Origin of the sequence: Clostridium sp. UBA5988 (assembly GCF_002435615.1) — a bacterium.
GTDB lineage: Bacteria > Bacillota > Clostridia > Clostridiales > Clostridiaceae > Clostridium_J > Clostridium_J sulfidigenes.
Genome location: NZ_DJBA01000009.1, coordinates 22558 through 39023 on the forward strand (window position 1 = coordinate 22558; position 16466 = coordinate 39023).

Annotated in this window: 14 protein-coding genes and 1 other RNA gene; 2 read left to right on the forward strand and 13 right to left on the reverse strand. The window is 31.7% G+C overall.

From position 1 onward, the window contains the following. Positions 1-59: 59 nt before the first annotated feature. From oraE to B3J31_RS00595, 6 genes are all read right to left on the reverse strand, one after another. Positions 60-2240: a D-ornithine 4,5-aminomutase subunit OraE gene (oraE, locus tag B3J31_RS00570; RefSeq protein WP_346866695.1), complete on the reverse strand. Its 2181-nt coding sequence runs from the start codon at positions 2238-2240 to the stop codon at positions 60-62. Beyond that, complete coding sequence (locus B3J31_RS00575; protein ID WP_346866696.1) at positions 2240-2602, reverse strand: ornithine aminomutase subunit alpha; 363 nt, start codon at positions 2600-2602, stop codon at positions 2240-2242. The genes oraE and B3J31_RS00575 overlap by 1 nt, the downstream gene beginning before the upstream one ends. 72 nt (positions 2603-2674) lie before the next feature. Next, positions 2675-4087: a 2-amino-4-oxopentanoate thiolase subunit OrtB gene (gene ortB, locus B3J31_RS00580; protein ID WP_346866697.1), complete on the reverse strand. Its 1413-nt coding sequence runs from the start codon at positions 4085-4087 to the stop codon at positions 2675-2677. 24 nt (positions 4088-4111) lie between these two features. Then, entirely contained in the window at positions 4112-4408 is a 297-nt protein-coding gene (ortA, locus tag B3J31_RS00585) for a 2-amino-4-oxopentanoate thiolase subunit OrtA (RefSeq protein ID WP_346866698.1), read from the reverse strand. Positions 4409-4445: 37 nt separating this feature from the next. After that, a complete protein-coding gene (ord, locus tag B3J31_RS00590) occupies positions 4446-5492 on the reverse strand; it encodes a 2,4-diaminopentanoate dehydrogenase (protein WP_150843898.1) in 1047 nt (348 codons plus the stop codon). A gap of 332 nt (positions 5493-5824) precedes the next feature. Beyond that, positions 5825-7183, reverse strand: coding sequence for a sigma 54-interacting transcriptional regulator (locus B3J31_RS00595; RefSeq protein ID WP_150843899.1), 1359 nt, complete (start codon positions 7181-7183; stop codon positions 5825-5827). Positions 7184-7419: 236 nt separating this feature from the next. Between B3J31_RS00595 and B3J31_RS00600 the strand changes: the two genes are divergently transcribed. Together B3J31_RS00600 and B3J31_RS00605 are read left to right on the forward strand one after the other, a co-directional pair. Continuing rightward, positions 7420-8187, forward strand: a complete 768-nt coding sequence (locus B3J31_RS00600; RefSeq protein WP_150843900.1) for a threonine/serine exporter family protein — start codon at positions 7420-7422, stop codon at positions 8185-8187. Position 8188: 1 nt separating this feature from the next. Next, entirely contained in the window at positions 8189-8650 is a 462-nt protein-coding gene (locus B3J31_RS00605; protein WP_150843901.1) for a threonine/serine exporter family protein, read from the forward strand. A 152-nt stretch (positions 8651-8802) separates the two neighbouring features. Here the strand turns inward: B3J31_RS00605 and ssrS are convergent. The 7 genes from ssrS to B3J31_RS00640 form a co-directional block, all read right to left on the reverse strand. Beyond that, positions 8803-8982: non-coding RNA, 6S RNA (ssrS, locus tag B3J31_RS00610), on the reverse strand. Between the two features lie 140 nt (positions 8983-9122). Further along, positions 9123-10907: an aspartate--tRNA ligase gene (aspS, locus tag B3J31_RS00615; RefSeq protein ID WP_150843902.1), complete on the reverse strand. Its 1785-nt coding sequence runs from the start codon at positions 10905-10907 to the stop codon at positions 9123-9125. Positions 10908-11000: 93 nt separating this feature from the next. Continuing rightward, a complete protein-coding gene (locus tag B3J31_RS00620; protein WP_346866699.1) occupies positions 11001-12449 on the reverse strand; it encodes a coproporphyrinogen III oxidase in 1449 nt (482 codons plus the stop codon). Between the two features lie 62 nt (positions 12450-12511). Further along, positions 12512-13114: an MBL fold metallo-hydrolase gene (locus tag B3J31_RS00625; protein ID WP_150843904.1), complete on the reverse strand. Its 603-nt coding sequence runs from the start codon at positions 13112-13114 to the stop codon at positions 12512-12514. A gap of 36 nt (positions 13115-13150) precedes the next feature. Further along, the gene (gene dtd, locus B3J31_RS00630; RefSeq protein ID WP_150843905.1) at positions 13151-13600 is read right to left on the reverse strand and encodes a D-aminoacyl-tRNA deacylase; all 450 of its coding nucleotides are present in this window, start codon (positions 13598-13600) and stop codon (positions 13151-13153) included. Positions 13601-13615: 15 nt separating this feature from the next. Further along, entirely contained in the window at positions 13616-15787 is a 2172-nt protein-coding gene (locus B3J31_RS00635; protein ID WP_346866700.1) for a bifunctional (p)ppGpp synthetase/guanosine-3',5'-bis(diphosphate) 3'-pyrophosphohydrolase, read from the reverse strand. A gap of 106 nt (positions 15788-15893) precedes the next feature. Further along, positions 15894-16412 carry an adenine phosphoribosyltransferase gene (locus B3J31_RS00640; RefSeq protein WP_150843907.1) on the reverse strand — a complete coding sequence of 173 codons (519 nt, stop codon included), beginning with the start codon at positions 16410-16412 and terminating at the stop codon, positions 15894-15896. Between the last annotated feature and the right edge of the window lie 54 nt (positions 16413-16466).

Below are 16466 nucleotides of genomic sequence, written 5' to 3' on the forward strand. Positions count from 1 at the left end.
AAATATCATATATTTTTTATTATTTAATCTAGTTTATCAAATAATAAATCTTCAAATTATTATTGTTCTTTTTTCATTAAGGTTTCAATGATAAAGGAGGCAACATTATTTCCATGAGTTCCTCTACCAAAACCTGCATCCATACCATGAGCTACAGCAATCTCATTAGTTACTTGAGTTCCTCCACAAGCTATAATGAATTTATCTCTTACACCTTTTTCTATGCATAGATCATGAATCTTTTGCATGTTCTTTGTGTGTACATCATTGTGAGTGATAATAGTACTCATTATTATAGCTTGAGCCTTTGTTTCAATAGCTGCATCTATTAATTTTTCTACTGGACAAGAAGTTCCAAGATATACTACATCTATACCATATCTTTCAATACCGCCATGCTTAATATCTATAATTTCTCTAAGACCAACAGAGTGTTCATCTTCTCCAACAGTAGCAGCTACCACTCTAATAGGATTATTCTTAACGTAATCTCTCATTACATCATCTGGTAAAAGCTCTTGCTTTTCTGGAATCTTAAGTTCATCTTTTTTAATTGCAAAGCTTACTCTACCTTTGATTTCTACTAAGGTACCTTCTGCATCTTGCATAACCTGTTTATGAATAACTTCTACATCAGTTAAATTCATTCTTCTTCCTATTTCAAGGGCTGCAGCCTCTGCTATATTTTCCTCCTCAGTAAGGAATAATGTTGTAGATACGTAGCCATCATTCTTCCACTCTACTTCTGGAATTATAGTTCCTTCCTCTTTACTATTTTTAGCCATTCTTACATTAACATTATCTTCTTCATCAAGTTCATCTATATAAACTATTTTGCTATGATTACATAATGTACATTCATCTATTGCATCACATGGTTTGTTATATTCTTCTGGAACATTATTATATCCAAAGTGAGCACATACTGGAGCAAAGTATTCTTTATCTCTTGGAACTACTGTATCAACAGCAATACCTCCATCTATCTTTCTTACAATACCATCACTATTTCTTTCTGGATATTCTCCTGAATCTACAAAGAATCCATCTTCTACAGCTTTGAAGTATCCACCATTTTCAATCATTTCCTCTAGGAATAATACTGCTCTTTCCTTAAGTTCTCTAACCTTCTCTGGAAGATATCCATCCTTTTTAAGCTCTATCATATCCATTAAGCCATCCATACCAATTAAAGCTTGCTTAGCTGTATTTACAGCATGGATATTATTATAATGCCAAGGTACATTTCTTCCTTCATCAGGAGTGATAGTACTTTGAATATCTGCTGAAGTAAGTTCAGATATTAACAAGTTTAGTGAATGAGTTACTGTAGCTTCTCTAGTACAAGATGCCATGTATTTTGTGTTCATCTGTGCTCTCATTTTATAGTTTTCAAATAAGTCTCTAAGTGCTACAGCATAAGGTAAATCATATCTTAAACATGGAGCTGGTGGTGCTGTTGGTGGTACTGTAGATAGTGATATATTGCTTTGTTTCATACCAACCTTCTCAGAGAATTTTGAATTTATAGCATGTTGAACCATAAGTTCAGGCATTACCTTATAACCCTTCATTGCAGTTGCGTTTGCATTATGTGCTCCATCTATTTGTAAAATATCAGCCCATGCCATTATATGTTTTGCTACTGCTGCATCAACGAAGGATCTAACCATATTTATGTTTCTGTAAAGTACATTATATTGAGGATCCTGGTGAGCTCCATTTATTCCTTCCTCTGCAAACATTACAGCAATATCTGGACCTGCAACCCCTGATACATAGGAGTGGAAATTTATTGGTCTTCCTACTTCTTCCTCAATCATATCAAGAGCTTTTCTTGTAGCTCTAACTTCTTTTCTAGTTATTGGAACTCCTCCAGTTCCTTCTGGACTTCCTTCAATTAAGCTATCATAGTGACTTTGTCCTGATGTTCTTATAACCATTATATGGTCTGCACCATGCCAAGCTGCCATTCTCATTCTTCTAATATCATCTTCAAATCTTCCTGAAGCTATTTCTGAAGTTATTACAGCTTTTGGTTGAGGGTCTATATTAGCAAAGCTAGTTGCTGATGGAAGTGCTTTACTATTTTTTAGGGGTTTTGATATCTCCTTATATTCAAACTCTCCCATTGGCTCTTTATATTCTTCTCTCCAATGCCAACCTCTTCTTTTAGGTTCATACTTATCTAAGTCCTTAAGTATTTCTGCTACATCTATTTTCTTATTTATATCTAGCATTATTTATTCCCCCCAAACAAATTAGTTACTTCATTCCAGCCTTTTCCTTCTCCAAGTTCTCTACCAGCTTCTAAATATGGCACACTCTTTAATTTGGCATATTTTAAAACTACGTTTCCCATACCTTTTCCAAGAAGTCCTGCTTTTAAGCCTTCTTGGACTATAGCTTGAGATTCTATGCTTGAGAAGCCCATTCTAAGAAGTACTGACCTTTCTATAGAGGATGAGGTATTTCCATATGCTAAATCCACCATTGGATTTACTATTTCTTCTGTCAATTTCCAAAACCTTTCATATAATTCTTTATCACTTAAACTTTCTAAATGTTTTCTTCTTATTTCAAAATCGTCTTCTCTTTTCACTACTTCTCTCCCCCTAATGGTTTTTTTATCTTTTCACACATTATTTATCTTTACCCTATTTACTTATTAACCCTATTTCACATTAATCCCAAATTCTTCAAGAATATCTATTACTGTTTCTTTTCTAAGTTTTGTTTCCTCACATAAGAAATCTAAATCTACCTGTCCAATTTCTTTTTCTTTTAAAAGCTTTACTGTGTTTTTAATTAATGATTTTCTATAATCGTCTAGCTCTTTATTATCTATTTGCAAGTAAGATGGATCCTCTGGAAGTATAATATTTTCTCCTGGAACTTCATCCATTGGATTACCTCTAAGCACTTTAATTCCATTTTCCTTTGCAAAGGTTAATTGTGGAACTATATGCTTTCCAGCACCAGTATACTCAGTTTCCTGAACTACTAAAATTGCGTCATCCTCCATCTCTTGAGCTATGACAAAGGCTGCTGCTAAAGAAGTATTTCCAGCTGGTCCTCTTTCAAGTCCTTCAAGCTGTGCTAAAAGCTCAGTCATGTAGAACACTTCCCCTTGAGGCAAGGTTACATATCTATCTAAATATCTAAGAGGTCTTGCTGCACTTCTTGGTACATCACTTCTATCTGGCCATACCATGAATGGAATACCAAATCCAGTGTGTCCAGTAGTGAAGGATTTTCTATTAAAAGCTTTATCACTTGCCATATGAAGACCTTGTAAATTTACAGAAGCCCCAATAACTTTTGTATTATTTGCTCCTGCCTTTATAAGTCCTCTTGCAGTACCAGTAACATTTCCACCACCTGCATGGGTAATTACTACTGCTTCCGGATCCTTTCCAAATCTCTCTCTACATTCTGTGGCTATCTCATAACCTAAAGTTTCAACTCCCGCTATTCCATAAGCAGAATATAAGGATGCATTATAAAAACCTGTTTCTTCTAAAGTCTCCAGATAGGTGTAGAATAATTCTGGTCCTACTGTTAATTGTAAAACTTCAGCTCCTAACCATTCACATTTTCTGCCCTTCTCTATAATCTCTGGTTGTCCTACTTTTTTAGAATCATAACATTCTTGGACTATGGTGCATTTTAACCCCTTCATAGCTGCTTGAGATGCTACTGCAGCTCCATAATTTCCAGAAGTAGCTGATGCAACCCCCTTATAGCCTCTTTCCTTAGCATCATACACAGATACGGATGCTCTTCTATCTTTAAAACTTCCAGATGGATTACAGCTTTCATCCTTAACAAATATCCTAGCTGCTTTTCCAGTCTTTGATACCTTTCTTGCCAAGGCAGTAATATTTCTTAATTCTAATAGTGGTGTATTTCCAACTCCCACTTCTCGTTGAATTTTCATAATATCACTTAAGGAGTATCCTATATCTCTCATCATTGCTTCATAATCAAAAGCTATACTTCCCTTTTCATATTTGTCAAAATCCATTCCTACAGACTTAATCATAATTTGATTTTTTCTGCTCATAACCTCTTCATACTTATTCATATCAATCACCTACTTTCTGTATAACTATTCATTGAAAATCATTTCCTTAGCTTGCTTTCCAATATATGCTATTTCACTTACATAGCTACCAAAATTATGAGAATATGAAGGTTCTACCACCTTAGCTATACCTCTTATAGTTCTTCCAATAGTTGTAGTGATTTCAACTTCATCCCCCAGCTCACAATCTGAATTTACGAAACCCCTAACCCACATTTTAAGTGGAGTTTCCTTTGTATCTTCTGGAATTGCTGGCGATCTATCCTCACATTGTAATACTACTGTTTCTATTTCAATAAATGTGTCCTTCTTAATCAACACCTTCACCTCCGAAGTAAATATCTATAATTAAATAAGTTTATCTATCTATGAAATTTCTAAAGTCTCCCATTATAGCCCTTGGTACTGGTAAATCTATCATAGTTTTTAATCCTGGATTTGCATTAATTACATGTGGAATCATGTTAACGCACATAGCAATTGTTCCAAGTCCACCATCAACCTCTGGCTTAATTGACATATTAACTTCTGGTGTACCTTTTATTGTGATGTAATCTCCAGTAAATGTACCTTCCATTTCAGGTTCTATTTGTTGTGGATGAATCATATCTATTTTTACTTCTCCATCAACATATCCTTGACCTGTCATATTAACACCTGCAACATCTCCAGCAGCTGCAAAGCCATAAGGTGACTTTCTATCTACAGTAGTTACTATTGGAGCCATTTGTTGTTCAAACTTATCAACTTTCCAGCCCATAGAATCAGCTATCATATTTACAGATTCTATAAATCCAACATGTCCTGCTAAACTTCCATCCTTAACTCCTGCATTAAAATCTTCAACCTTCATACCAACTCCTTGTTCTTCCATAACAGCTGGTCCAAATGGTGATAAACTATTTACTCTCTTCGCTTCAACATGTGTTACTTCAGTCATACAACCTGTTAAACATACAACAAGTAAATCCATGATTAATCCTGGATTTATACCTGTTCCAAGAATTGTAACTCCATTTTCCTTTGCAACTCTATTTAACTCTGCAGCTAGTTCAGGATTTTTAGCTTGAGGATAAGACATTTCTTCTGCTGTAGAAATAACATTTATTTTCTTTTCAAGTACAGATTTCAACTTTGGAAAAGCATTTTTTGTGAAAGAATCTGTTGCACATAAACAAATATCACAGCATTTTTCTGTTAATACTTCATCTATATTAGCTTTTATTATTACATCTTCTCTGTCTCCTCTTTCTACTCCCAAAACTTGAAAAATACTTTTTCCTGCTCTAGCAGGGTGCATATCACAAACCCCTATTATGTCTACACCTTTTTTAGTTAATAGCATTTTTGCCATTCCACTTCCCATAGCACCAAAGCCCCAAATTGCTACCTTAACATTTTCCATTGTAAAATCCCCCTCGTGATTAAATTATTTTTATAAATTCTATATTTTACTAGAGCAATTCCCATGCCAAAGAAAATATATTATTTAGAGAATTTCATAACTTTAAATAGGTTAAATGTATATAATTTCATCACTTTTTAAAATTTACCGCAAAAAATTTTTCTCTATTTACTTATGTTCTATCCACTTAAAAAGCGTATGCAAAATTATTTGCATACGCTTTGCCGAATTTTAGGCATATATGTTTCTAAATCTTTTTAATATTTAATTTATTCTTTTTATTAACACATTGTTTATATTTTTCATATTTTAATTCTCTAAAAAGCAAGTAACTAAAGTAATTTATGCTTCTTCAGTTTGTATTGAAGGTTTTGTCTTGATATTTTCAATTCCTCTGAAGTTTTTGTTATGTTTTTATTGTTCTTTTTGTAACTTTTTTCTATTATATTTTTTTCAAGACTATCTATATATTCATTTAAAGGGACATCTCCTCTAAATCCCTCTTCTGCAGTTACTTCTACTACAGAATTAATCTTATTACCAAAACACTCCTTTGTTAATATTTCTCCATCTTCAACCATGTTCATAGCACTTTCTATATTATTCTTAAGCTCTCTTACGTTTCCAGGCCAACTATAGTTTAAAAATCCCTCCATAACATCTTCACTAATTCCTTTTACATTTCTATATAGAATACCATTATAATAGTTTATAAAAAAATCACATAATTGGCTTATATCTTCTTTACGTTCTCTAAGTGGTGGTATCATTACTTTAATTACACTCAATCTATAATAAAAATCTTTTCTAAGCTTTCCTTCTCTTATAAGTTTGTCTGCTTCCTCATTTATTGTTGCTATAATCCTTACATCTACATCAATAATCTTATTACTTCCTAGTGGTCTTATATATCCATCTTGGAGCACTCTTAATAATTTTGATTGTAAATAGGGATCCATAGAATTTATTTCATCAAGTAGAATAGTTCCTCTATGAGCTTCTTCGAAAAGACCTTTTTTATTTTCTGCTCCTGTAAAACTACCTTTAACCGTTCCAAAGAGCATTCCCTCTAACAGTGCACTTGGTATTGCTGCACAGTTAATAGCTATAAAGGGCTTGTCTCTTCTTATTCCTTCATAATGTATACCTTGTGCAAATAGTTCCTTACCGCATCCAGTTTCTCCATATATAAGTACTGAGGAATTAGATATACTAGCTTTTTTACTTTTTAAAATCTCTTCATTTAGTACCTTACTACTTCCTATGATATCATTAAAGGTATAATAATTTTTCTTTGATTTACTTTTATTTTCTAACTGACATATAGTTTCATTTAATTTCTTTATTTGTGTCATATCTCTAGCTATTTCAATTACTGCTTCAACTTTTCCATCTACCATTACTGGAATAGTAGAGTTTACACTTGTTATTATCTTTCCTGCCCCATTACTATAGTTTTGTATAGTATCTCTATAGGTGTGTCCACTTTTTAAACTTTCTAAGATAGTTGAATGTTCTATATCCCTAAGATACTCTTGAATTTCCTTTCCCATTACATCTTCACTTTTCATACCTTCTATATTTTCCATGGCATGATTATAATGTATGGTCTTACCTTTACTATCAACTATGTGAATTCCTTCTTTTAAGTTACTAATTAGACTTTCTAATAATATATTTACATTATCCATAAAATCCCCCTTAGCTATCTCTTTAATTGAACCTAAACTTGAAAACAATATCATATTGAAAGTTTTCCTTGATTATTGTAACCTTATAATATTTGCCTATATAATAAATTTAACACAATATTGTAATATAATAAATTTATTATTCTAACAATTATACATTATCTTGTTTTTTGTTCTATAATATCTTTGATGAATGTTAATAATAAGATATTGTAATATAACAAAGGAGTACCATTATGATTACTGATAATATAGTAAACTTGGCTGCAGAGGCCGGAAAAATAATGCTTGAAAATGGTGGTGAAACCTACAGAGTTGAACAAACAATAAATATGATATGTAAGTCTTATGGCATAGATAATGCTGAAAGCTTTGTTTCTCCTACAGCAATAATCACCTCAACTATGGATGAAAACGGTAGGAATAGTACCATAATTAAGAGAATTACTTCTAGAGCCACAGATTTAGAAAAGGTAGCTTTAATTAATAACTTATCTCGACAAATACAAAGCCATCCTTTAACTTTAGATGAACTTAGAAAAGAATTGAAATATATACGCAGCTTTCCAAAATATTCTAATAGCATAAAAACTTTTTTTGCTGGAGTAACTACTGGTACATTTACCTTACTTTTTGGTGGCAGCCTTAGTGACTTCATTATAGCCTTTGGCGCAGGAGTTTTAATTAATTTATTATCCTCCATGTTATCTCGTTTAAGTGTTAATGAATTTTTTATTAATGTGGCAGGTGGTGCTTTAGCAGCTATAATTGGACTTTTCTTTTCTTACATAAATCCTATATTTCATAAAGATGTGATAATTATTGGTTCAATTATGTTACTTGTTCCAGGCTTAGTTATTACTAACGCTATTCGGGATACTATATCTGGAGATTTACTTTCAGGTCTTTCAAGAACTCTGGAAGCTATTATGATAGCTGGAGCCATTGCTATTGGGGCTGCATTTAGTTTCAAAATATGGATGTTTATTCTAGGAGGAATGTAAAATGTTTTTTCAAGTTATATATGCTTTTATTGTTTCCTTAGGCTTTGGAGTTCTCTTTAATGTAAGGGATAAAAATTTGTTCTTTGCAGCCCTTGGAGGTGCCGTTGGATGGTTTTTTTACAGCCTTACTCTGAACTTATCTGACTCTAACATCTTAGCTATGCTTATAGCATCTATAAGCATCAGTATCTATGCTGAAATCTTCTCTAGAGTTTTAAAAAATCCTGTAACATTATTTTTAGTTTGTTCTCTTATTCCCTTAGTTCCTGGAAGTGGAATGTATTATACAGTTTTTGAAGCAGTTGAAGGTAATGTATTTGATTCCTTAAATAATGGAATCGAAACTCTTTCTTTAGCAGGAGTTATAGCTGTTGGAATTATTTTAGTATCTACTTTGAGTAGATTGATGCAAAAATTAAAAATCAGAAGAACTCAACGTAAACTGGGAAATGTTGAGGAATAATATTTTCTAATAATACATCTTATATTAAATTTATAAGATGTATTATATTTTATCCCATACCTAATCTTCATAGAAGCTAAAGATTCTGTTTATCTAAAGCATATCTAAAAAGGAGTAAATACAAAGTATTTACTCCTTAATATTAAAACTATTGATACCCACCGTGCCGTATTAATGATGTATTTGAACCCTGTCTACCAGGGGTGGAATCGCCTCATTACTTCTGGTACCAACTATAAAATAGCCAGTCAACACTCCATAATGAGAACATCAGCCACAACGTTTAAATGTTGGCTCAATATAAACCATTTCCACGCACACAGCAGAATATTCTTTAGTATTATTATATAGCAATTGTAATTAAATTGCAATTGTAAAATAAATATTAATCACTAAGTATCAATAGTTTTATAAAGTTATTATGTCCATATAACTTATTATTATTTTCTATAATAATAAATCTTCTATTAAATTATTTATCTACTTTACTTACTTCTATTCCTAAATCAATCAATTGTTTTTTATCAACTACATTAGGTGCCTCACTCATTGGGCAATAAGCATTTTGATTTTTAGGGAAGGTAATAACATCTTTTATGTTATCAGTTCCTGCAAGGAACATAACCATTCTATCTAAACCATATGCAAGGCCGCCGTGTGGTGGTGGTCCATATTTGAATGCCTCTAGTAAGAATCCAAATCTTTCCCATGCACTTTCATCAGTAAAGCCTAGAAGATTAAATATTCTTTGTTGAAGGTTTGTATCATGAATTCTTATACTTCCTCCACCAAGTTCTTCTCCATTTAATACTATATCATAAGCCTTAGCACGAGCTCTTCCTGGATCTGTTTCTAGAAGTTCTAAATCTTCATCCATAGGTGCTGTGAATGGATGGTGAAGAGCTACGAATCTCTTCTCTTCTTCGTCATACTCAAACATTGGGAATTCAGTAATCCATACAAAGTTAAATTCTTTGTTTCCTTCTAAGATTCCAAGTTCCTTAGCAAGTTCTAATCTTAAAGCTCCAAGAGATTGAAGTACTACGCTATCAACATCTGCAACTATTAAAACTAAATCTCCCACTTCTGCTCCAGCAGCATTTAACAATTTAGACATATCTTCTTCTGAGAAGAATTTAGCTATTGGAGATTTTATTTCTCCTTCTTTATAAGCTATCCAAGCAAGCCCTTTTGCTTTATAAGTTTTAACAAACTCACCTAGTTTATCAATTTTCTTTCTACCCATGTCTGCACAGTTTTTAGCTACAATAGCTCTTACTGATCCACCATTTTCAATGGCTCCTTTAAATACAGCAAAATCTGTACCTCTTACTGCTTCAGTAATATTTTGTATCTCCATACCAAATCTTAAATCTGGCTTGTCACTACCATATTTATTCATAGCTTCTACATAAGGCATTCTCTTTATTGGAAGTTGTACATCTACATCTATAACTTCTTTAAATACTCTTTTTAGAAGACCTTCATTTAAAGCTATAATATCTTCCATTTCAACAAAGCTCATCTCTAAGTCTATTTGTGTAAATTCTGGTTGTCTATTAGCTCTTAAGTCTTCATCTCTAAAACATTTTACTATTTGAAAATATTTATCATATCCAGAAACCATTAATAATTGCTTAAATATTTGTGGAGATTGAGGTAATGCATAAAACATTCCTGGATAATTTCTACTAGGCACTAAGTAATCTCTAGCTCCTTCTGGAGTACTCTTAGTAAGCATTGGTGTTTCCATTTCTAAGAATCCATTTTCATCTAGATAATCTCTTACTACTTTTCCAGCTTTATGTCTAATCATTAATATTTTTTGCATATCTGGTCTTCTAAGATCTAAATATCTATACTTTAATCTTATATTTTCACTAGCATCTAAGTTTTCTTTAATATATATAGGTGGAGTTTCTGATTCTGAAAGTATTTTAATATTCTCTCCTTTAAGCTCTACCATTCCTGTTGGTAAATTTTTATTAGGAGATTCTCTTTTTATAACCTCTCCAGTAACAGCTATGCAGTACTCAGATTTAACTAAATCAGCTTTTTCAAAGGCTTCTTTATTTATTTCTTCACCAAATACAACTTGTAGTAGTCCAGTTCTGTCTCTTAAATCAACAAAAACTAAACTTCCTAAATTTCTTTTTCTTTGGACCCAACCCATAACAGTGATTTTTTCAGAGATATTTGATTCTCTTACTTCACCACACATAATGGTTCTTTTAAGTCCATTAAGTGATTCTCCCATTTAAATTCCTCCTATTTACTTATTAAGTCTAAAATATATTATAATATCATTACCCAAATGAATTTTTCTTTAAAACCTATGTACATAATTGTTTTAATATAGTGTATTGAGTAATTCTATCTTTCTACCTATCATCTCGTCTATTCTATCATTATACTCTTTTACATCCTTAACATTTGCAAATCTCTCTATTCGATTTTCATCTAGGAAAACAACTTTTGAAACTCCATCTGCTCCAAGAGCTATAATAGTTTGTTTTTCCTCTATCATCTGAATATTATATATACATATTTTTTCATCTCTACAGTAGCCTACATTCTCCATGTTACCTACCATATTTTTTTGTCTATACATATAATAAGGCTTCATATTTAATTCTAAAGAAAGATTTTTTGTAGCTTCATACATAGCATTTAACTCATATTGATTAGGAATAGTAAACTGTCCCTTATTAACTAGATTTTCATATAGTCTAGAGCCTCTTTTAATAGACATACCATGTATAGTTATGCTATCTGGATTTAGTTTAAGTATTTCTTCACAACTTCTATTTATATGACTTAGCTCTTCTCCTGGGAGACCAACTATCATATCCATATTTATATTATCAAAACCTAGACTTCGCGCTAGATTAAAGCAGTTTTCTACATCCTTACTACTATGATTTCTACCAATATTTTTTAAAGTATCATCATTCATACTTTGGGGATTTATACTAATCCTATGAACCTTATATTTTTTCATAGATTGAAGTTTTCTTTCTGTTATACTATCTACCCTTCCACATTCTACAGTAAATTCTTTAACACCCTTACCTTCAACAAAGCACTTATATATCTTATTCATTATATCTTCAAATTCTTCATCATTTACAGAAGTAGGCGTACCTCCTCCAAAGTAGACACTTTCAATAGTTAAATTCTTTTCTGAAACATATTTACTTATAGCTTTTATTTCCTTGGTAATAGCATTAAGATAGTCTTTAACTAAAGTTGACTTTCCACCTATAGGATTTGAGGTAAAAGAACAATAAATACATCTAGTTGGACAAAAGGGCATACCCACATATATACTTATAGTATTTTTATCTTTGTTAACTACGCTTTTTTCGTACTTAGCTACATCAATACAAAGTTTTGTCTTCTCTTTGCTCGTTTCATGTCTATCCTTAAATTCTTTTATTACATCTTCTTCACTATATCCTTTTTCTAAAAGATCTAGTGCTTTTTTAGAAGGCCTTATCCCAACTAAAGTTCCCCATGGAAGAACCTTGCCAGTGATATTTCTAAGATATATGAATAAGGACTTTTTAACTTCCTCTGAAAGCTTATAATTTCTATTGATTTCATAATTAAAGAGTCCTTCGGTTCCTTCAATTATAATACTTCCTGCTTTTTCATCTATATCTATAGATAAATCAAATTCCTCATTTACAAATTCTATATTAATAAAACTATAAAATAGATTTATCATAAGAAATATATCATATCTAAAATTCATATTACTTAGCTTTACTTTTATAGATTTTATATCATTTGTCATATTTATCAAATCCTTATTTCAAATTACCTTCTTATAACCCAATATACAGTTTAAATTTTTACCTATAGAAATGGGTTTTCCATTCTTTCTTGGCCTATGGTACTACTTGGTCCATGACCTGGGTGAACTGCCACACTATCACTAAGAGGCATTAAATTATTTTTTATACTTGTTATAAGCTCATTATGATCTCCACCAGCTAAATCACTTCTGCCAACAGATCCCTTGAATAGAGTATCTCCAGTAAACACATTTCCATCTACTAAAAGACTTATTCCTCCTGGTGTATGTCCTGGCGTTGCTAAAACTTCTATTTTATAATTACCAAACTTTAATATATCACCATGTTTTAATAAAAGTTCTGCTCCTCCTTCAATAAGTGGTCCATAATACATTATATTATTTAAAATCATATCATTATCTTCTTTAGCCATAGCTACAGTTGCTCCTGTTTCAGCCTTTAATCCATCTACCCCTGTAGTATGATCAAAGTGACCATGGGTTAATATGATATATTTAGTCTTAGCTTCTAATTGATTAAGAGCTTTGCATACATCATCTATGTCTCCACCCGGGTCTAAAACTACAGCTTCCTTTGTTTCTTCATCAAATAATATATAACAGTTAGCAGCATAAACTCCTGCCATCATTCTTTTTATAATCATAGTATCACCTCAAAATGCCATATATTTCTTAAAATTTTAAAATTCCTTCTTACTCTCTAATAAAAGTGTTACTGGTCCATCATTTATAATTTCAACCTTCATATCAGCTCCGAACTCCCCAGTCTTTAGATTAGGTATTTCTTTTTTAAAGGCTTCTACTAGTTCATTATATAATTCTCTAGCAGCATCTCCACCTTGTGCCTTCATAAAATCAGGTCTCTTTCCCTTTCTACAATCACCATATAGAGTAAATTGAGATATTATTAATAGCTCCCCCTCTATATCTTGAAGTGAAAAGTTCATTCTTTCATCTTCATCTTCAAAAATTCTCATTCCAAGAACTTTTCTTACTATATAATCTATATCTTCTTTAGTATCTTCCTTACTTATTCCCACAAGTAAATTAATTCCTTTTCCTATTTCACTAATAACTTTATTATCTACTTCAACCTTTGAAGATTTAACTCTTTGTACAACAGCTCTCATATTAAGCACTCCTTTTTATTGTTTCCTTCTATAGACATCCTTAACATCCTTGATTTTCTTAAGTTTAGTTTGAATATCCTTTAAATGCTCTATACTAGAAATATTTATTTTTAGGCTTACAACTGCTATATTTTTTTTATTTGTTACAGCACTTATTGATAAAATATTAGCCTTTACAAGCCCCAGTATCTCTATAATATCTGTAAGAAGACCTAACCTATCCTCAGCTATTACTTCTATGTCAGCAATATATTTATCTTTATTTTCTTTTCCCCAAGCTACTTCAACTATCTTGTGACTTTCTTTATCCTGTAGGTTAATTACATTCTTACAGTCACTTCTATGAATAGATACACCCTTGCCTCTTGTAATATATCCAATAATATCATCTCCATATACAGGACTACAACATTTTGCAAACCTAACTTGAATATTAGACATATCCTTAACTGTAACTCCAGAATAAGTATTATTATTTTGTTTTTTACTTTTTTCCTCATGAATTAGCCTTAATTCATCAAGTTTTAACTGCTTAGAGTTCTCTTTATCATAAGCATCCTTTAGCTTGCTTATCATATTATTAGGGTTTATGTCTCCAATTCCTACACCATGGTATAAATCATCCATGTTCTTTAGGTTATATCTTCTAATAATTTTCTCAATAATGTCCTCATTAATTACTTGAGAAAATATACAATTTTGCTTCTTACACTCTTTATCAACTAATTCTTTTCCCTTTGCTATGGTCTCTTCTCTATTTGCCTTTTTAAACCATAGTTTAATTTTACTCCTTGCTTGATTACTCTTAACTATATTCAGCCAATCAATGCTAGGTCCTTTTGAATTAGTAGCTGTAATTACCTCTACAATCTCTCCTGTTCTGAGCTTATAATCTAGAGGTACTATCTTCCCATTTACCTTACCTCCAACACACTTGTGACCTACTGCAGTATGTATAGCATAGGCAAAGTCTATAGGTGTAGAGTCATTTGGCAAATTTATAACATCACCCTTTGGAGTAAACACAAATACTTCATCTGAAAATAAATCTATCTTAAAGCCTTCCATAAATTCTTCAGCGTCAGAAGTCTCTCCTTGCCATTCTAGCATTTCTCTAAGCCAATATAGCTTTGAATCTAGAGATTTATCCTCATCTTGAACACTTTCTTTATATTTCCAGTGAGCTGCAATACCATATTCAGCAGTTCTGTGCATTTCAAAGGTTCTAATTTGTATTTCAAAGGGTTTTCCGAAAGGTCCTATTACCGTTGAATGAAGTGACTGATACATGTTAGGTTTAGGCATAGCAATATAGTCCTTAAATCTACCTGGTATAGGCTTATACATAGTATGTACTATTCCCAATGCAGCATAGCAATTTCCAATATCGTCTACTAATATCCTTACTGCTGTAAGATCAAATATTTGATCTATGGTTTTACTACTTTTTATCATTTTTCTATAAATACTATAGAAGTGCTTTGGTCTACCTTCTATTTCTGCTGTAATTCCACCCATATTAAGATTTAATTTAAGTTGTGATATGATATGACTTATTTGCTCTTCTCTTTCATTTCTCTTATCTGAAATCAGCTTTACTAAGTCATAATATTCTGTTGGATTTAAGTATCTTAATGCTAAATCCTCTAACTCCCACTTTATTTTTGATATACCTAATCTATGAGCTAAAGGCGCATATATATCTAGAGTTTCCTTAGCCTTTTCCTTTTGTTTATTCTCTGGCATGTATTTTAACGTTCTCAAGTTATGTAATCTATCAGCCAATTTTATAAGTATTACTCTTATATCTTTAGCCATAGCAAGAAGCATTTTTCTAACATTATCTGCTTGTTGTTCTTCTTTTGACTTATATTTTATTTTACCTAGCTTAGATACCCCTTCTACTAAATCTGCCACTTCTATAGAAAAGATGTTACAAACATCTTCATATGTATATTCTGTATCTTCAATTACATCATGTAAAAGACCTGCCACTATGGTAGAGGTATCAAGTCCTAGTTCAGCCAAAATACAAGCTACTTCTAAAGGATGAATAATATAAGGCTCTCCTGACTCTCTTTTTTGTTCTTTATGGGCATTTACAGAAAATTCATAGGCCTTATTTACAAAATTGATATCTACATTGTGACAATTACTATTAATTTTTTCTATCAATTTATCAATCATTGTAATACACTCCTAAAATTAAAGGCTGGTTAATGAACCAGCCACCTATTTAAACTCAGTAATAATTATATACTATAACCCAAATTATTGCAATTTATGTTCAATTCTAAAATGGATAGTCTATAACAGACATAATATCATATTGTGCTATTTTCTCTCTACCTTTAAGTTCTGTTAGCTCTATTAAAAAGTCTATGGCTACAACTTCTCCACCTGATTCCTCAACAAGCTTTGCAACAGCAGCTACGGTTCCTCCTGTAGCAAGTAAATCATCAACAATTGCTACTCTCTGACCTTTTTTAATAGCATCCTTATGAATTTCTAACGCATCACTTCCATATTCTAAATCATAGGAAGTTTTAATAGTTTCATAGGGTAATTTACCTGGTTTTCTAACTGGTACAAAACCAGCTCCTAAAGCATAAGCTACCGGTACTCCAAATAAAAAACCTCTAGCTTCTGGTCCTATTACTATATCAATTTTTTTATCCTTCAAATGATTGGCAATCACATCTATTGACTCTCTTAACGCCTCTCTATCTTGAAGTAAAGTAGTTACGTCTTTAAAACTTATACCTTTTTTCGGAAAATCTTCTATTATTCTAACTTTATCTTTTAAATTCATTTTCTACTCCTCCTAAAGCCTTTACCCAAACACATCTTTACCATAATTAAATTA

Excerpts from the sequence above, each read along its gene's own strand:
- dtd (WP_150843905.1), bottom strand. The coding sequence starts at position 13,600 with ATGAGAGCTGTTGTACAAAGAGTTAAATCTTCAAAGGTTGAAGTAGAT.
- ortB (WP_346866697.1), bottom strand. The coding sequence starts at position 4,087 with ATGAATAAGTATGAAGAGGTTATGAGCAGAAAAAATCAAATTATGATT.
- B3J31_RS00600 (WP_150843900.1), top strand. The coding sequence starts at position 7,420 with ATGATTACTGATAATATAGTAAACTTGGCTGCAGAGGCCGGAAAAATA.
- ord (WP_150843898.1), bottom strand. The coding sequence starts at position 5,492 with ATGGAAAATGTTAAGGTAGCAATTTGGGGCTTTGGTGCTATGGGAAGT.
- aspS (WP_150843902.1), bottom strand. The coding sequence starts at position 10,907 with ATGGGAGAATCACTTAATGGACTTAAAAGAACCATTATGTGTGGTGAA.
- B3J31_RS00595 (WP_150843899.1), bottom strand. The coding sequence starts at position 7,183 with ATGGATAATGTAAATATATTATTAGAAAGTCTAATTAGTAACTTAAAA.
- B3J31_RS00620 (WP_346866699.1), bottom strand. The coding sequence starts at position 12,449 with ATGACAAATGATATAAAATCTATAAAAGTAAAGCTAAGTAATATGAAT.
- B3J31_RS00625 (WP_150843904.1), bottom strand. The coding sequence starts at position 13,114 with ATGATTATAAAAAGAATGATGGCAGGAGTTTATGCTGCTAACTGTTAT.
- oraE (WP_346866695.1), bottom strand. The coding sequence starts at position 2,240 with ATGCTAGATATAAATAAGAAAATAGATGTAGCAGAAATACTTAAGGAC.
- B3J31_RS00640 (WP_150843907.1), bottom strand. The coding sequence starts at position 16,412 with ATGAATTTAAAAGATAAAGTTAGAATAATAGAAGATTTTCCGAAAAAA.
- B3J31_RS00605 (WP_150843901.1), top strand. The coding sequence starts at position 8,189 with ATGTTTTTTCAAGTTATATATGCTTTTATTGTTTCCTTAGGCTTTGGA.
- B3J31_RS00635 (WP_346866700.1), bottom strand. The coding sequence starts at position 15,787 with ATGATTGATAAATTGATAGAAAAAATTAATAGTAATTGTCACAATGTA.